This is a genomic window from Notoacmeibacter sp. MSK16QG-6 (assembly GCF_024158145.1).
Classification (GTDB): domain Bacteria; phylum Pseudomonadota; class Alphaproteobacteria; order Rhizobiales; family Rhizobiaceae; genus Notoacmeibacter.
In genome coordinates this window covers 159,752-174,169 of the sequence record NZ_JAMYXM010000002.1, presented here as the reverse complement: position 1 = coordinate 174,169, position 14,418 = coordinate 159,752, and the positions used below count along the sequence as shown (strand labels likewise).

Sequence of the window (14,418 nt, the reverse complement as noted above, 5' to 3'; positions counted from 1 at the left end):
CTATGGCAAAATTCATTCAGACACCGACCGACAAACGCGAAGCCACCGAAGATGTCGGCCGGAATGTCGCTGACAATCCGACGATGGGTGACATCATCAATCGTCGCTATTCTCGCCGGGGGTTTTTGCAAGGTACGCTCGCGACAAGCGCGATAGCGGTCACGGTCAGCCCGCTGGCGCTTATCGCGGCGGAGAAGGCCAATGCCGAAGAGATGGGCAAGGGCTCTTTTTCTTTCGAGGAGATTGCCGCGGGTGTCGATGAGAACCACCACGTCGCGTCGGGCTACAACGCCAAGATATTGTTGCGGTGGGGCGATCCCGTTCTGGCCGATGCGCCAGAGTTCGATCCCCAGAACCATTCTGCCGCCGCTCAGGAAAAGCAGTTCGGCTACAATAACGACTATGTCGGTTTCATACCGCTCGAAGGCAGTGATGATCGCGGCCTGCTTGTCGTCAATCACGAATATACAAATCCGGAATTGATGTTTCCGGGCGCAGCAGTCGAGCGCGACGATGAGATCGTCATCGATGAGTGGACGAAGGAGATGGTCGATATCGAAATGGCGGCCCATGGCGGCACCGTTATCGAGATCGAAAAGGGTGAAGACGGCGCCTGGTCTCCGGTCGGCGACGGCGCGAAGAATCGCCGCATCAGCGTCAATACGCCGATTGAGATTTCCGGCCCCGCTGCCGGCCACGCCCGGTTGCAAACCAATGCCGATGCCACCGGCCGCAAGGTGTTCGGTACACTGAACAATTGCGCTGGGGGCGTAACGCCCTGGGGCACCTATCTGATGGCCGAGGAAAACACCCACGGTTACTTCCAGGGCGAATTGCCAGCCGATCACAAGGAAATCGCCAATTACGAGCGCATGGGCGTCCCGGGCGGCTGGTACAATTGGGCCAAGTTCCACGACCGTTTCGACCTTTCGAAGGAGCCGAACGAACCGAACCGTTTCGGTTGGATCGTCGAAGTCGATCCGATGAACCCGGATTCGACGCCGAAAAAGCGCACCGCGCTTGGGCGTTTCAAGCATGAGGGCTGTGAGACGATCCGCAACAAAGACGGCCGTGCCGTCTCTTATTCGGGCGACGACGAACGCTTCGACTACGTTTATAAATTCGTCAGCAGCGGCATGATCGATGACGAGAATCGTGAAGCCAATATGGACCTTCTCGATGAGGGCACCCTCCATGTGGCTCGCTTCGACGAAGACGGGACAGTGGAGTGGATGCCTATCGTCCATGGCGAAGGGCCGCTGACTGCAGAAAATGGTTTCGAGAGCCAGGCCGATGTTCTGATCGAGACGCGCCGTGCGGCCGATCTTCTGGGTGCAACGAAAATGGACCGGCCGGAAGACGTGCAGCCAAACACCGAGACCGGCAAGGTCTATGTGATGCTGACGAACAATACAAAGCGTGGGGAAGGTGACACGAACGCGGCCAATCCACGCGCGGAAAACGCCTTCGGTCATATTATCGAGATCAGCGAGACAGATGGCGATTTCGCATCGACGAAGTCGACGTGGGAAATCCTGCTTAAGTGCGGAGATCCTTCGATTGCCGAGGTCGGCGCGACCTTTTCACCAGCGACAAGCGAAAACGGCTGGTTCGGCATGCCGGACAATTGCGCAATCGACGCCGATGGCCGTCTCTGGGTTTCGACCGATGGCAATAGCGGCGACAAGACCGGTCGAACCGACGGTCTTTGGGCGGTCGGCACCGAAGGCGAGGATCGGGGTACATCGCGCCTCTTCTTCCGCTGCCCTGTGGGCGCTGAGATGTGCGGACCGGTCTTCACGCCGAACGGCGAGACGCTGTTCCTCGCCGTCCAACATCCGGGCGACGAAGGACTGGCGACCTTTGAAAAGCCAGCCACACGCTGGCCTGACTTCAAAGACGCCATGCCAGTCCGCCCGTCCGTCGTCGTGGTGACGAAAGAGGACGGCGGCAAGATCGGCGTCTGACGGCAGCAGCCATCGAATGGAAAGCGCGCATGGCTGATTGCCTTGCGCGTTTTTCTTTCGCCATTTGAATCCGATTCACATGACTTTGACCGGTAGTGCGCCAACTATCAGGCATTCCGACCGACGGAGATTGTCATGGAAATCAAGCGCAGTGGTTCGCAACCGTCACGAACAGGCCCGAGTGAATGGTTCACCGGGAAAGTTCGGCTCGATCCGCTTCACGAGGCAAACGATCCGGCACGCGTTGCGATGGCGTTAGTAACGTTCGAGCCTGGCGCACGAACGAACTGGCACACTCACCCGCTTGGCCAGACCCTCATCGTCACTTCGGGGTGTGGCTGGGTGCAACGCGAAGGCGGGTCGGTTGAGACAATCTCTCCAGGCGACGTCATATGGTTCGCCCCTGGCGAGAAGCACTGGCACGGCGCAACCGCGACGGCGGCGATGAGCCATATTGCAGTTCAGGAAAAGCAGGATGGCTCGGCTGTCGATTGGCTCGAACCGGTTGCCGATGCCGATTACAACGCCTAATCGTTGACATCGGAACCATTTCTTCTTAATGGCACACGCATCACCGGCTCCGTTCAAGGGCCGGTGTTTCATTTGACGTGTCCCGTGGCCTTCTGACCGCAAAGCGTGCGTGGGTTGGCCTGTCAGTCCGAGGGATCGGGCAGAGGAGGGCGCGTTTCCTTCGACCATCGCTTCAAGCAATGGTTGTAACGTATTGATGAGGAAATGCGATGAGCAAGCGCGAATCTGCAAAGTATAAACTCGACCGCCGCATGGGCGAGAACATTTGGGGCCGCCCGAAGTCGCCGGTGAACCGCCGTGAATACGGCCCCGGCCAGCACGGCCAGCGCCGCAAAGGCAAGCTCTCCGATTTCGGTGTGCAGCTGCGGGCCAAGCAGAAGCTCAAGGGCTTCTACGGCGATATTTCTGAAAAGCAGTTCCGCCACATCTATGAAGAAGCGACCCGCCGCAAAGGCGACACGCCGGATAATCTGATTGGTCTTCTCGAAAGCCGTCTGGACGCCGTGGTGTATCGTGCAAAGTTCGTTCCGACGGTCTTCGCTGCGCGCCAGTTCGTCAATCACGGCCATGTGCTCGTCAACGGCAAGCGGGTGAACATTCCGTCCTATCGCTGCCGCGCTGGCGACGTGATCGAGGTTCGCGAGAAGTCCAAACAGAACGTTTCGGTTCTGGAGGCTATTCAACTCGCCGAGCGCGATGTGCCGGACTATGTCGAGGCCGATCACAACAAGATGACCGCGACCTTCGTGCGCGTGCCAAGCCTGAACGACGTGCCCTACGCCGTCGTGATGGAACCGAATCTGGTCGTCGAGTTCTATTCGCGCTAAGCGCGGAACCCCTACTGAATTTTGGTGAAGGGCTGCCATTTGGCGGCCCTTTTCGCTATGGGCAGATCGTAGTCAGTTCGGTGATCGGCAGGAGAAGAATGGCAAGTGACAGGGAAATGGAAGGCGACGGCGTCCATCCGATGTTTCGTCAAGCGCCGAAATCCGTCGAGTTCAACAAGCTCCGCAAGCGACTGATCCGGCAGGTCCGCCAGGCTCTCGACGATTACGGTATGGTGCGGCCGGGCGAACGCTGGCTGGTGGCCTTGTCGGGTGGCAAGGATTCGTACGGTCTCCTGGCGATCCTTCTGGATCTGAAGTGGCGTGGTCTTCTGCCTGTCGAACTCCTCGCCTGCAATCTGGATCAGGGTCAGCCGAACTTTCCCAAGCACATTTTGCCCGAATGGCTGGAGGCCAACGGCATCGCGCACCGGATCGAATATCAGGACACCTATTCCATCGTCACGGACAAACTGCCGGACAATGCTACCTATTGTTCGCTCTGTTCGCGGTTGCGGCGCGGCCATCTTTATCGCGTTGCCAGGGAAGAGGGATGCTCGGCGCTTGTCCTCGGCCATCACCGGGAAGACATCCTTGAAACATTCTTGATGAATCTTTTTCATGGCGGACGACTCGCGGCCATGCCGCCGAAATTGCTGAACGACGAGGGAGACGTGGAAGTGCTTCGTCCGCTAGCGTTCTGCGCGGAGGCCGATATGGCGAAGCTGGCGTCGGCGCTCTCGTTTCCGATCATACCCTGCGATCTTTGCGGATCTCAGGATGGGCTGCAACGCAATGCCATGAAGGCGATGCTGGACGATATCGAGCAACGTATGCCGGGTCGCAAAGGCACCATGATCCGGGCGCTTGCCAATATCCGCCCCAGCCAGATGCTGGATCGAACCCTCTTCGATTTTGCGGGTCTGATGGCTGCTGCGCCACTCGCAGCGGCCGATGCAGCGGAGTAGGTTTTAGCGCCCGCTACTATCGAACAGCCGCCCTCTTTCGCCGATCATGACGATTACGAGCGTCGAAATAGAAACAGCGGCAAAACCCGCTGCGACCGGCAGCAGATCGCCATTCCACAACTGACCGACAATCGTCCCGACGATGCCGCCGACGACCGTCTGGCTGAAGCCAAGAATGGATGATGCCGAACCGGCGACCTGTCCAACCTCTTCCATAGCCAGAGAATTGAAGTTTGCGCCCATGAGGCTGAAGCTGACCATGATCAGCGTCGAGAGTATCATGAAGAGCCAGAGCGGGACGGAAGCGATTGCAGCGAAGAGGACAAAAGCGAGCGCGGCGGCGATCTGCAGGCAAAGAGCCGAATGCGAGATCACTTTCTGTCCGAGCTTCTGCACCAGTCGCGAATTCGCGTAGGCCGTGGCCGCCATGAAACTGGCGACGATGGCGAAAGCAATCGGGAACCAACTGCCGAGGCCGTAATATTCGTCAAGAATGGGTTGGGCGACATTGATATATGCAAACAGAACCGAAAACGCTCCGGCGGCGGCAAACGCATACCAGAAAGCCGAATGAGTCGTCAGCACGATGCGGAAAGCATCCAAAACGCCTTTGGCTGTAAGAGGGCGGCGATTGTCGATTGGCAATGTCTCGGGCATCCGAAACCATGTCCACAGGCCGGATACGAGCGCAATCAGAGCCATTGCCGCGAAAATCCATTCCCAATCGGCGAAAATGACGATGATTTCGCCTGCCATCGGGGCGATAACCGGAACGATCATGAAAACCATAAGAACGAGGCTCATGGTTGAGGCCATTGCACGGCCGGAATGGGTGTCACGAATGACTGAAAGGGCGATGATGCGTGTCGCGGCCGCGCCTATACCCTGAACCACACGAGCGGCCAGTAGCCACTCATAAGTCGGCGCGAGAGCGCCTGCGGCGGCGCATAGAATATAGGCGACGATGCCGACAACCATTGGCATCTTTCGCCCGAACCGATCCGATATCGGCCCGAAGATGGGCTGGGCTGCGCCAAAGCCGATCAGATAAGCCAGGATGGTGAACTGCGTATCAGTCGCGTTCTGCAACTGGAAACTGTCGGCAATCGGCCGAAAGGCCGGCAAAATAATATCGATCGCCAAGGCATTCAGGGCCATGAGCAACGCAAGAATGGAGACAAATTCCGGTCGGCCAATGCCGCTCGGCAGAGTCGATAAATCGCTTTGCTTTGGCGGCTTCGGCAATTCGCCTGGCTCGTCATCGAGATTGCCGAACGGTTGATCCATCAGAGAATCCTGGCCATCAATGCCATTGAGTGCGATGCCGGTGGGAAACGGCAAAAGGCGCCGGATCGCCGACGCCTGATCGCAGGTTCACATCAATTTCGTTTTAGGGCCGTGTCAGGCTGCGCCTTTTACGGAAATATTCTTCTCGGCCAAGTGGCTTTGCAGTTCGCCAGCCTGAAACATGTCACGGATGATATCGCATCCACCGACGAACTCGCCCTTCACATAAAGCTGCGGGATGGTCGGCCAAGACGAAAAGTCCTTGATGCCCTGGCGCAGTTCGTCCGAGGACAATACGTTGATGCCTTTATATTCAACGCCGAGATAGTCGAGTATCTGGACGACCTGGCCGGAAAATCCGCATTGCGGAAAGCCTGGCGTGCCCTTCATGAACAGCACGACGTCGTTGTTTTTGACTTCACTGTCGATCCAGTCGTTGATCTCGGCCATTATCGGCTCCTTTTTTAGCAGCATCGCCGCTTGAAAACATTGCTGTTGAGATAGTCCTTCGCGCCGCCCGACTCAAGCCATGGCCGACGTCTGAGCGTCAGCCATCGGTCTGGGGAACGCTGGTTTGCAAGGCAAGGGCGTGCAACTCTCCGCCCATCTTTCCCTTGAGAGCCTGATAGACCATCTGATGCTGGGCCACGCGAGACTTGCCGCGAAAGGCCTCGGAAACGACCTCCGCCGCATAGTGATCGCCATCGCCCGCAAGATCCCTAATCGTAACCTCGGCGTCCGGCAAAGCTTCCTCGATCAGGCGTTGTATGTCCCCAGCGTTCATTGGCATCGGATTCGTCTTTCCTCTCGTCAGGGGCCAAGCAGATCATGCCGGCGGGTCGTTTGCAAATCGGCTTGCTCGTCACTCGGCTGCGGCCGGGCGGTCCATGGCAGCGGGGCCAGCCATATAATCCGGAAACCAGTTTTCGTGGGCCGCTTTCATATGCTCGACATCGAGATCGATCAGCTCGGTCACGCGGAATGCCGCGCCGCCTGCGCTTCCAAGCCGCCGTACCGGTACGCTGGCTGCAGATGCCGTTCCCGCAAAATCGTCAGCATTGTCAGCCGATACAGCGACAACATAGCGCGCCTGGTCCTCGCCAAACAGCCGTGCGTGAGGCAGGTCTTCACCAATATCTTCGATCGTCAGCCCGCAAGATGCTCCCATAGCCATTTCTGCAAGGGCAACCACAAGACCGCCAGAAGAAATATCGTGGCAGGCGGAGAGCGTGCCGGATCGGATCGCTTCGCGGACGAACAGACCGTGCTTCTTTTCTTTATCCAGATCGACGGGCGGCGGGGGACCGTCCACCTTACCGCCCACATCGCGCAGAAAGGCCGATTGGCCGAGATGGCTGCCGTCTTCGCCAATCAGAAAGAGAACGTTGCCATCCTTCATCGTGTCGATGCGGGCCATGACATTCCAGTCTGGCAAAAGGCCAACACCAGCTATGGTTGGCGTCGGCAGGATCGCGACACCATTGGTCTCGTTGTAGAGGCTCACATTGCCGGAGACGATAGGGAAACTCAAAGCTTTGCAGGCTTCGCCGATGCCTTTGATTGCGCCGACAAGCTGGCCCATGATCTCCGGCTTTTCGGGATTGCCGAAATTGAGATTGTCGGTCGAGGCGAGGGGCTCAGCCCCGGTCGCATTGATGTTTCGCCAGCATTCCGCCACCGCCTGCTTGCCGCCTTCGTAAGGATTGGCCTCGACATAGCGGGGCGTCACGTCGGACGAGAATGCGAGGGCCTTGGTGTCGTGACCTTCAACGCGGACCACGCCGGCATCGCCCCCGGGGCGCACCAGTGTATTGCCCTGGATCATGGTGTCGTACTGTTCCCACACCCAGCGACGCGAGCAGCCATTGGCGCTGCCGATCAATGTCATCAGGGCTTTGCCGTAATCCTGCGGCGGAGCGATCTGCCTGGCATCGAGCGGCGGAATGTCTGGCGTCGCGACATGGGGACGGTCATATTCAGGGGCTTCGTCGCCCAGTTCCTTGATCGGCAAATTTGCAACTTCGGAGCCGGCCATGAGGATACGGAATCGCAGATCGTCGGTCGTCTTGCCGACAATTGCGAAGTCGAGACCCCATTTTTTGAAAATCGCAGCCGCCTCGTCCTCTTTTTCGGGACGCAGCACCATAAGCATCCGCTCCTGGCTTTCCGACAGCATCATTTCGTAGGCGCTCATTGCGTCTTCGCGTACGGGTACGTCGTCCAGATTAAGTTCGATGCCGAGATTGCCCTTGGCGCCCATTTCGACCGCAGAACAGGTGAGGCCGGCCGCTCCCATATCCTGAATAGCGATGACCGCGCCGGTCTGCATCAGTTCCAAACATGCTTCAAGCAGGCATTTCTCCGTAAAGGGATCGCCGACTTGAACGGTCGGCCGCTTCTCCTCAATCGATTCATCGAATTCCGCCGAAGCCATGGTCGCGCCGCCAACACCATCACGGCCTGTCTTCGCGCCGAGATAAACGACTGGCAGACCGACCCCCTTTGCTTCGGACAGGAAAATTGCATCGGCTTTCGCCAGACCCGCGGCAAATGCGTTGACGAGAATGTTCCCATTGTAGCGGGCGTCGAATTCCACCTCGCCGCCGACAGTCGGTACGCCGAAGGAATTGCCGTAGCCGCCAACACCCGCCACAACGCCAGAGATCAGGTGTCGGGTTTTTGGATGATCGTGAGCGCCGAAGCGTAGCGCGTTCATCGCCGCGATCGGACGTGCGCCCATGGTAAAAACGTCGCGTAAAATACCGCCCACGCCCGTCGCAGCGCCCTGGTAGGGCTCGATGTATGAAGGGTGGTTGTGGCTCTCCATCTTGAAGACCACGACATCGCCATCGCCAATATCGACGACACCGGCATTTTCTCCTGGCCCCTGAATGACGCGCGGGCCGGTGGTCGGCAGCGTGCGCAGCCACTTCTTCGACGATTTATAGGAACAATGCTCGTTCCACATGGCCGAGAAGATGCCGAGTTCGGTCAGGGTCGGTTCGCGGCCGATCAGATCCAGAATACGCTGGTATTCGTCGGTCTTCAGCCCATGGGATGCAACAAGTGCGGGCGTGATCGACGTTTCGTTCGAGGTCGTCATAAACGGGTTTCTCCGGCGGGCCAGATGAGAGGCCTCTGCTACATCGCCAGACGCGGAGGAACAAGCCGCTAGAGCGCAAAGAGGTGACGCCAGCTTCGTCTATGCAAAGGTTTCGTAGGCCGCCGCTCCGTGCAGGAGCAGCCCGGCGAGCAATGACAGACCATGTTCCACATTCTCGCGCGTCGGAACGGCTGACGTTCCAATCCTGACCCGATGCAACTGCGTTTCGGAGCGGACGGGTTTGTATTCGTCTTCGCCGTCGATCCTCAATCCATGCGCTTCGGCTGCTCGCACAAAGCTGGCCGAACTCCATTGTTCCGGCAATTTCAGCCAGACAAACGGCAGATGAGGATTCGAGGCGAATTCGAACCCATCGAAATACTTGCAGATCAGTTGATGTCGCGCTGCCAGTTCGTGGCGCACCTGTTCCCGTATTTCGTCGGCGGCCCCCGATAAAACCAATTCAGCGCTCAATTGCGCGAGCAGAAACGATTTGGGGCCAGCCAAAACCTTGTGAGCCGAGGCAGCACGAGGCGCCTGTCCCGGCGGACAGGTCATCCAGCCGCCGCGCAGACCAGCGCCAACGCTCTTCGACAGGCTCGATAGATGAAAGGTACGCTCCGGGGCGAGGGCAGCCAGCGGCGTCAAGTGGTCCGTCAAAAGCGAACCGTACACATTGTCTTCGATAATCCAGACATTGTGCCGGCGGGCAATATCGACAATGTCGCGTCGGCGGTCTTCGCTCATTCTCGCGTGCGTCGGATTTTGCGCCGCCGGCATCAGGAACACTGCGCGTGGGTGCTGGCGTGCGCAGAGACGCTCGAATTCGTCCGGCCGCAGACCCTCCTCGTCGCACTCCCCGACAATCGGAATCCGTCCGATCAGCCCGATAGCCTGGGCCGCGCATTTGTAAGTCGGTGTCTCCATGACGATCCGCTCACCAGGCGCGGCAACAGTCGCCATAGCAGCAAGAATTGCGGGGTCCGCGCCGTGTGTGGCGAAGGTCGAGAAGGGGTCAGGCTCCCAGTCGCCAACGGCCAGCCACTTTGCTCCTGCTTCGGACCAGGAGCGAGGCAATCGTCGAACATAGTCGATCGAGCGGTGCTCATCCTTGGCCATGACACGTTCCAGGACCGGCCTGATAAGACCCATCTGTCCGACGTTGGGCGCCGAGGTCGACGAAAAGATCAATGGGCCTTTTTGCGAAGCCTCATCGGTGAAACCACGTCCGAGCATCGAGAAGATCGGCTCATGGTTGGACTTCAGGTCGTTGTCGTCCCCTCCGTTTCCATTTCTGACGAAGGTTCCGCGTCCGACCTCTCCTGTCAGCAGACCGCGCTCCCGCGCGGTCTGATAGGCGCGAGTTACCGTGCCGAGGGTGACGCCGAGATCGAAGGCCAGATTGCGCTGAGGTGGGAGCTTGGAGCCGGGTGGCAGTTCATCGGAGACGATCGCTTCTTCAATCGCGTCGGCAAGACGCAGATAAATGGGTTGACGACTATCTTTCAGTTCCGGAACCCAGTCTGTCATCGATACAATCCAGCCATTTATCAATGCAATTATCGTGTTTCAGGGACAATTCCAAATATTGTAACCCAAGTCAATCACTGTATTGTCTGCATCGTGATACATGACACGAACGAGGTAAGGAATTGAACGATGGCAATCATGACAATCTTGAGGGGTTCATCTGATCAGGGCGCAATGCCGGTCCAACGGGCGACGTCGCGTTTCGACCCGCGCTGGCTCCATCCATATGCGCTCATTGCCATCTACACGACATATGCCGCGAAACGCCGTAGCCGCCGGGCGCTCAGCCGCCTCAGCAACGACCAGCTGTTGGACATCGGCGTGACCCGCGATCAGGCCATGCGAGAGGCCGAAAGGGTACTCTGGCGAGGCGACTGGTATCAGTGATCGAAACGGGCGAGCAGCTCCAGGCTCGTCCGCGTTCTTCAGCAGGACGCGTCGCCATTGCCCCAGCGTACGATATCTCGATTGATCCTGCCGGCGAGGGCCGTGTTTTGAATCGGGCCATAGGCGTCGATCTGAGAGCCGGACAGTTCGATCACTAGTTCGGGGAGGCCTGCGGTTCTTCCGGCGCGTAGCATGAGGATGCGTGGCTTGCCGGTGCGCGTGTCCAGTTCTGGCACAATACGGTATGGCCTAAACGCCTCATCGCCGCTTTTCATCCAGCAACGCTGGGCCGTATCGTTTATGCGCTGAAGTGTCGGTATGGATGAGCCGGACACAGACGGCGCATTCGTGGCCGTACAGCCGGAAATAAGCGCCGTCAGAATGGTTGTGGTAAAGGTCGCCGGCCGATTCATAGATAGAGACCTACCATCTCTCTTATGATTCAGGCGAGCGCGATATTGAGGGCGCTTTCGAATATGCCACGGCCGTGATCGCCGCCATGAGCGGGTTCGATAAGGTTTTCCGGGTGCGGCATCATGCCAAGAATATTGCCTGTCGAGTTGACGATGCCGGCGATATTGTCGACCGAGCCGTTGGGGTTGGTGCCGTTGGCATAGCGGAACACCACGCGATCCTCACCCTTCAGCCTCGCCAGCGTCTCTTCATCCGCGAAATAATTGCCATCATGGTGAGCGACCGGGCAACGGATGACTTGGCCCTGCTCATAGCCGCTTGAGAAGGCCGTTTTTGCGTTGGCGACTTCGAGTTCGACTTCCCTGCAGACGAAATTGAGATTGGCGTTGCGCATCAGCGCGCCGGGTAGCAGGCCTGTCTCCAGAAGAATTTGAAAGCCGTTGCAGACACCCATGATACGCGTGCCGGTTTTCGCACGCTCGGCAACGGCCTGCATGACGGGCATCCGCGCGGCAATTGCACCGCAGCGCAGATAGTCGCCATAGGAAAAACCACCAGGAATAACGATCAGCTCAATATCGGACGGGATATTCGTCTCAGTCTGCCAGATCGTCGTCGGCGCGCGGCCCGACACCTTGGTCAACGCCGCGATCATATCGCGGTCGCGGTTCAGGCCCGGCAGAAGAATGACAGCGGTTTTCATCGGCTCTCAACGAATCTCGATCGCGTAATTCTCGATAACCGTGTTGGCCAGCAGCGCCTCGCACATCGCCTGAAGGTCCGTCTCGGCCTTTGCCTTATCGTCATGAGCCAGCTCGACATCAAAGATCTTGCCTTGGCGCACGCCACCGACATTCTCGAAGCCGAGCGTGCCAAGCGCGCCTTCTATGGCCTTTCCCTGCGGGTCCAGAACCCCGTTTTTCAGGGTGACGGTGATACGGGCCTTCATATTTCAACGATCTCCATCGATGCCGAGAGGCAAGATATTACGGCGCCAGTCCAGCGCCGATCAGTGAAGCGATCCGTCCGGATTGCCGTCATTAGACGACACCAGAACCGGACCTTTGCCGCGATTGCCGTTTTCCTCGGTCAGAATGCCGAGGCGCTTGGCGACCTCGCGATAGGCTTCCAACAGGCCACCCATATCGCGGCGGAAGCGATCCTTGTCCATCTTCTCCTGAGTCGTGACATCCCATAGGCGGCAGCTATCGGGCGATATCTCGTCGGCAAGGACAATCCGCATCATGTCGTTTTCCCAAAGCCGGCCCATTTCGATCTTGAAGTCGACGAGTTGGATGCCGACTCCCAGAAACATGCCGGAGAGAAAGTCGTTGATGCGGATGGCAAGCGCCATGATGTCATCGAGTTCCTGCGGGCTGGCCCAGCCAAAGGCCGTAATGTGTTCTTCGGAGACCAGCGGATCGTCCAGCGCGTCGCTTTTGTAGTAGAACTCGATGATCGAGCGGGGCAGCATAGTGCCTTCATCGATGCCGAGCCTTTTGGCCAGCGAACCGGCGGCGACGTTCCGCACAACCACTTCGAGCGGCACGATTTCGACCTCGCGAATCAACTGTTCGCGCATGTTAAGCCGCTTGATGAAGTGAGTCGGCACGCCGATGCGGTTTAGGTGCGTGAAGATATACTCGCTGATGCGGTTGTTCAGCACGCCCTTGCCGTCGATCACCTCATGCTTCTTTGCATTGAAGGCCGTTGCGTCGTCCTTGAAGAACTGGACAAGCGTGCCCGGCTCCGGGCCTTCATAAAGGATCTTGGCCTTGCCCTCGTAGATACGCCGGCGACGGTTCATGAAATCTGGCCTTTGTCACGTGACCCGCTTTTTTTTGCGTTCTCGGCACTGCGCGGGGTTTTCGCGCTCCCTGTAGCGCAATCTTCGAGGCGGCTCAATCTATCTTGCACCATTGGCCGGGACTTCACTTGGGGAAAGACGACCATCTTTTGTGCCGGCAAGCCTTTTCTGCGATTATCGGCACGGCTATCTAGACAGGATGAAGGCCGAATTTGGCGGCCGCTACGATATGAAGGATGTGCAGATGGTCAGCATGAACGACCGCGAAAAGGGTTACGAAGCCAAGTTCGCTCACGACGAGGAGTTGCGGTTCAAGGCGACTGTCCGCCGCAACAGGCTGCTCGGTTACTGGGTTGCAGATCAAACTGGTAAAGAAGGCGACGAACGTGAAGCCTATGCCAAGGAAGTCATCGCGTCCGATTTTGAGGAAGCTGGCGATGAGGACGTTTTCCGCAAGCTTCGGGCCGATTTGCCGGACAGTGTTTCCGACATGGAAATTCGCGCCAAAATGCAGGAATTGATCGCGCAGGCCGTGATGGATGTCGAGAAGAGCTGAAGCGAGCCTTGCCGACCTATCCACATTGTAACAGGACTATTGGCGGGTGCGCTCCTATCTGTGCTGACGATCACAATGGAGCGAACATATGGATAAATCAGAAAACTCGCCTTCCAACCTGTCGAGGCGCGACGCATTGCGTCTTGTTGCGATTACGGCTGGCGGCGCTGTGGCGGGATCGTCGCTGACCACCGCTGCTGCTGCCGCGGAAAATGGAAGCGCGGTCTCGCTGCTCGAAGGCGCTTCGGTCTGTCAACTGACGCCGGAAGTTACCGAGGGACCATTTTACGTCGACCCTGAGTTGGTCCGTAGCGATATTACTGAAGATCAGCATGGTGTGCCGCTCGATCTCAAGATGCAGGTCGTCGATGCGACCTGTAAGCCGATTGCCAATGCGCGCGTCGATGTGTGGCATGCCTCGGCGGAGGGCATCTATTCAGGCATCTCCGGTGGAGGCCAGTCTGTCGATACGAGCGGGCAGACGTTCTGCCGCGGCACGCAGATGGCCGATGAAAATGGTATCGTCCATTTCACCACCGTCTATCCCGGCTGGTATCGCGGCCGTACGACCCATATCCACTTCAAGGTTTATCTTGATGAGGCGAACGTACTGACCGGACAAATATTCTTTCCGGACGCCTTGTCGCAATTCATCTATGACAATGTCGCGCCGTACGATCAGCGCGACACCGAGCGCGATACATACAATAGCGCCGACTCCATCGCGCAGCAGGCCACGCGGGCGTCTCACGCCCTGCTGAAAGAGATGGACGAATCCTATCTGGCGCTGCTGGTCGTCGGTGTCGATCCTAACGCTGAGTCATCCGATCCGGGCATGAGCGGCCAGCCTGGAGGACCGCCTCCCGGCGCCAACGGCGAACGCCCCGCTGGTCCGCCTCCGGGCGGTGATGGGCAGCCAGGCGCAGGCGGCCAGAGCGAACCGGTTGAGAAGTCGACAATCGTGCCTGGCGCAGGCAACTGAAGCCTTGGCCAATTTTTCAATCACCGGCGGCTGACCGATAGGCCAGCCGCCGGGCGTTTTCG

16 protein-coding genes are annotated in these 14,418 nt (G+C 58.2%); 7 read left to right on the top strand and 9 right to left on the bottom strand.

What is annotated here, in order from left to right; genetic code table 11:
• Positions 1 to 2 precede the first annotated feature (2 nt).
• The 4 genes from NIM86_RS08570 (at position 3) to ttcA (ending at position 4,290) form a co-directional block, all read left to right on the top strand.
• Positions 3 to 1,967: a PhoX family phosphatase gene (locus NIM86_RS08570; RefSeq protein WP_253381099.1), complete on the top strand. Its 1,965-nt coding sequence runs from the start codon at positions 3 to 5 to the stop codon at positions 1,965 to 1,967.
• Positions 1,968 to 2,102: 135 nt separating this feature from the next.
• Positions 2,103 to 2,498 carry a cupin domain-containing protein gene (locus tag NIM86_RS08565; RefSeq protein WP_253381097.1) on the top strand — a complete coding sequence of 132 codons (396 nt, stop codon included), beginning with the start codon at positions 2,103 to 2,105 and terminating at the stop codon, positions 2,496 to 2,498.
• Positions 2,499 to 2,707: 209 nt separating this feature from the next.
• Positions 2,708 to 3,325 carry a 30S ribosomal protein S4 gene (gene rpsD, locus NIM86_RS08560; protein ID WP_253381095.1) on the top strand — a complete coding sequence of 206 codons (618 nt, stop codon included), beginning with the start codon at positions 2,708 to 2,710 and terminating at the stop codon, positions 3,323 to 3,325.
• A gap of 98 nt (positions 3,326 to 3,423) precedes the next feature.
• Positions 3,424 to 4,290, top strand: a complete 867-nt coding sequence (gene ttcA, locus NIM86_RS08555) for a tRNA 2-thiocytidine(32) synthetase TtcA (RefSeq protein ID WP_253381093.1) — start codon at positions 3,424 to 3,426, stop codon at positions 4,288 to 4,290.
• Positions 4,291 to 4,293: 3 nt separating this feature from the next.
• Here the strand turns inward: ttcA and NIM86_RS08550 are convergent, their stop codons facing one another.
• The 5 genes from NIM86_RS08550 to NIM86_RS08530 all read right to left on the bottom strand — a co-directional run bounded on the left by NIM86_RS08550 (position 4,294) and on the right by NIM86_RS08530 (position 10,210).
• On the bottom strand, positions 4,294 to 5,577 hold the full coding sequence (locus tag NIM86_RS08550) for a multidrug effflux MFS transporter (RefSeq protein ID WP_253381091.1): 1,284 nt from the start codon (positions 5,575 to 5,577) through the stop codon (positions 4,294 to 4,296).
• Positions 5,578 to 5,691: 114 nt separating this feature from the next.
• Positions 5,692 to 6,027, bottom strand: a complete 336-nt coding sequence (gene grxD, locus NIM86_RS08545) for a Grx4 family monothiol glutaredoxin (protein WP_253381088.1) — start codon at positions 6,025 to 6,027, stop codon at positions 5,692 to 5,694.
• Between the two features lie 97 nt (positions 6,028 to 6,124).
• Positions 6,125 to 6,367, bottom strand: a complete 243-nt coding sequence (locus tag NIM86_RS08540; protein WP_253381086.1) for a BolA family protein — start codon at positions 6,365 to 6,367, stop codon at positions 6,125 to 6,127.
• 72 nt (positions 6,368 to 6,439) lie between these two features.
• Entirely contained in the window at positions 6,440 to 8,680 is a 2,241-nt protein-coding gene (purL, locus tag NIM86_RS08535; protein WP_253381084.1) for a phosphoribosylformylglycinamidine synthase subunit PurL, read from the bottom strand.
• 99 nt (positions 8,681 to 8,779) lie between these two features.
• On the bottom strand, positions 8,780 to 10,210 hold the full coding sequence (locus tag NIM86_RS08530; protein WP_253381082.1) for a PLP-dependent aminotransferase family protein: 1,431 nt from the start codon (positions 10,208 to 10,210) through the stop codon (positions 8,780 to 8,782).
• Positions 10,211 to 10,339: 129 nt separating this feature from the next.
• Here NIM86_RS08530 and NIM86_RS08525 point away from each other — a divergent pair, with 129 nt between their 5' ends.
• On the top strand, positions 10,340 to 10,597 hold the full coding sequence (locus tag NIM86_RS08525) for a DUF1127 domain-containing protein (protein WP_253381080.1): 258 nt from the start codon (positions 10,340 to 10,342) through the stop codon (positions 10,595 to 10,597).
• 38 nt (positions 10,598 to 10,635) lie between these two features.
• Here NIM86_RS08525 and NIM86_RS08520 read toward each other — a convergent pair whose 3' ends face one another.
• The 4 genes from NIM86_RS08520 to purC are packed head-to-tail and all read right to left on the bottom strand — an operon-like array spanning position 10,636 to position 12,818.
• Positions 10,636 to 11,010, bottom strand: a complete 375-nt coding sequence (locus tag NIM86_RS08520; protein WP_253381078.1) for a hypothetical protein — start codon at positions 11,008 to 11,010, stop codon at positions 10,636 to 10,638.
• 29 nt (positions 11,011 to 11,039) lie between these two features.
• A complete protein-coding gene (purQ, locus tag NIM86_RS08515) occupies positions 11,040 to 11,714 on the bottom strand; it encodes a phosphoribosylformylglycinamidine synthase subunit PurQ (protein WP_253381076.1) in 675 nt (224 codons plus the stop codon).
• 6 nt (positions 11,715 to 11,720) lie between these two features.
• Positions 11,721 to 11,960 (bottom strand): phosphoribosylformylglycinamidine synthase subunit PurS, encoded by a 240-nt coding sequence (gene purS, locus NIM86_RS08510; protein WP_253381074.1) that lies wholly within the window; start codon positions 11,958 to 11,960, stop codon positions 11,721 to 11,723.
• A 60-nt stretch (positions 11,961 to 12,020) separates the two neighbouring features.
• Entirely contained in the window at positions 12,021 to 12,818 is a 798-nt protein-coding gene (gene purC, locus NIM86_RS08505; protein ID WP_253381072.1) for a phosphoribosylaminoimidazolesuccinocarboxamide synthase, read from the bottom strand.
• A 244-nt stretch (positions 12,819 to 13,062) separates the two neighbouring features.
• Here purC and NIM86_RS08500 point away from each other — a divergent pair, with 244 nt between their 5' ends.
• Positions 13,063 to 13,374: a DUF1476 domain-containing protein gene (locus NIM86_RS08500; RefSeq protein WP_253381969.1), complete on the top strand. Its 312-nt coding sequence runs from the start codon at positions 13,063 to 13,065 to the stop codon at positions 13,372 to 13,374.
• A gap of 88 nt (positions 13,375 to 13,462) precedes the next feature.
• Positions 13,463 to 14,356 (top strand): intradiol ring-cleavage dioxygenase, encoded by an 894-nt coding sequence (locus tag NIM86_RS17215; RefSeq protein WP_305884456.1) that lies wholly within the window; start codon positions 13,463 to 13,465, stop codon positions 14,354 to 14,356.
• Positions 14,357 to 14,418 lie beyond the last annotated feature (62 nt).

What these genes read in the sequence shown, in the direction of transcription:
- NIM86_RS08550 (WP_253381091.1), bottom strand. Translation starts at nt 5,577, where the DNA reads ATGGATCAACCGTTCGGCAATCTCGATGACGAGCCAGGCGAATTGCCG.
- ttcA (WP_253381093.1), top strand. Translation starts at nt 3,424, where the DNA reads ATGGCAAGTGACAGGGAAATGGAAGGCGACGGCGTCCATCCGATGTTT.
- grxD (WP_253381088.1), bottom strand. Translation starts at nt 6,027, where the DNA reads ATGGCCGAGATCAACGACTGGATCGACAGTGAAGTCAAAAACAACGAC.
- purS (WP_253381074.1), bottom strand. Translation starts at nt 11,960, where the DNA reads ATGAAGGCCCGTATCACCGTCACCCTGAAAAACGGGGTTCTGGACCCG.
- NIM86_RS08525 (WP_253381080.1), top strand. Translation starts at nt 10,340, where the DNA reads ATGGCAATCATGACAATCTTGAGGGGTTCATCTGATCAGGGCGCAATG.
- NIM86_RS08570 (WP_253381099.1), top strand. Translation starts at nt 3, where the DNA reads ATGGCAAAATTCATTCAGACACCGACCGACAAACGCGAAGCCACCGAA.
- purL (WP_253381084.1), bottom strand. Translation starts at nt 8,680, where the DNA reads ATGACGACCTCGAACGAAACGTCGATCACGCCCGCACTTGTTGCATCC.
- NIM86_RS08530 (WP_253381082.1), bottom strand. Translation starts at nt 10,210, where the DNA reads ATGACAGACTGGGTTCCGGAACTGAAAGATAGTCGTCAACCCATTTAT.
- NIM86_RS08500 (WP_253381969.1), top strand. Translation starts at nt 13,063, where the DNA reads ATGGTCAGCATGAACGACCGCGAAAAGGGTTACGAAGCCAAGTTCGCT.
- NIM86_RS17215 (WP_305884456.1), top strand. Translation starts at nt 13,463, where the DNA reads ATGGATAAATCAGAAAACTCGCCTTCCAACCTGTCGAGGCGCGACGCA.
- purQ (WP_253381076.1), bottom strand. Translation starts at nt 11,714, where the DNA reads ATGAAAACCGCTGTCATTCTTCTGCCGGGCCTGAACCGCGACCGCGAT.
- purC (WP_253381072.1), bottom strand. Translation starts at nt 12,818, where the DNA reads ATGAACCGTCGCCGGCGTATCTACGAGGGCAAGGCCAAGATCCTTTAT.
- rpsD (WP_253381095.1), top strand. Translation starts at nt 2,708, where the DNA reads ATGAGCAAGCGCGAATCTGCAAAGTATAAACTCGACCGCCGCATGGGC.
- NIM86_RS08520 (WP_253381078.1), bottom strand. Translation starts at nt 11,010, where the DNA reads ATGAATCGGCCGGCGACCTTTACCACAACCATTCTGACGGCGCTTATT.
- NIM86_RS08565 (WP_253381097.1), top strand. Translation starts at nt 2,103, where the DNA reads ATGGAAATCAAGCGCAGTGGTTCGCAACCGTCACGAACAGGCCCGAGT.
- NIM86_RS08540 (WP_253381086.1), bottom strand. Translation starts at nt 6,367, where the DNA reads ATGCCAATGAACGCTGGGGACATACAACGCCTGATCGAGGAAGCTTTG.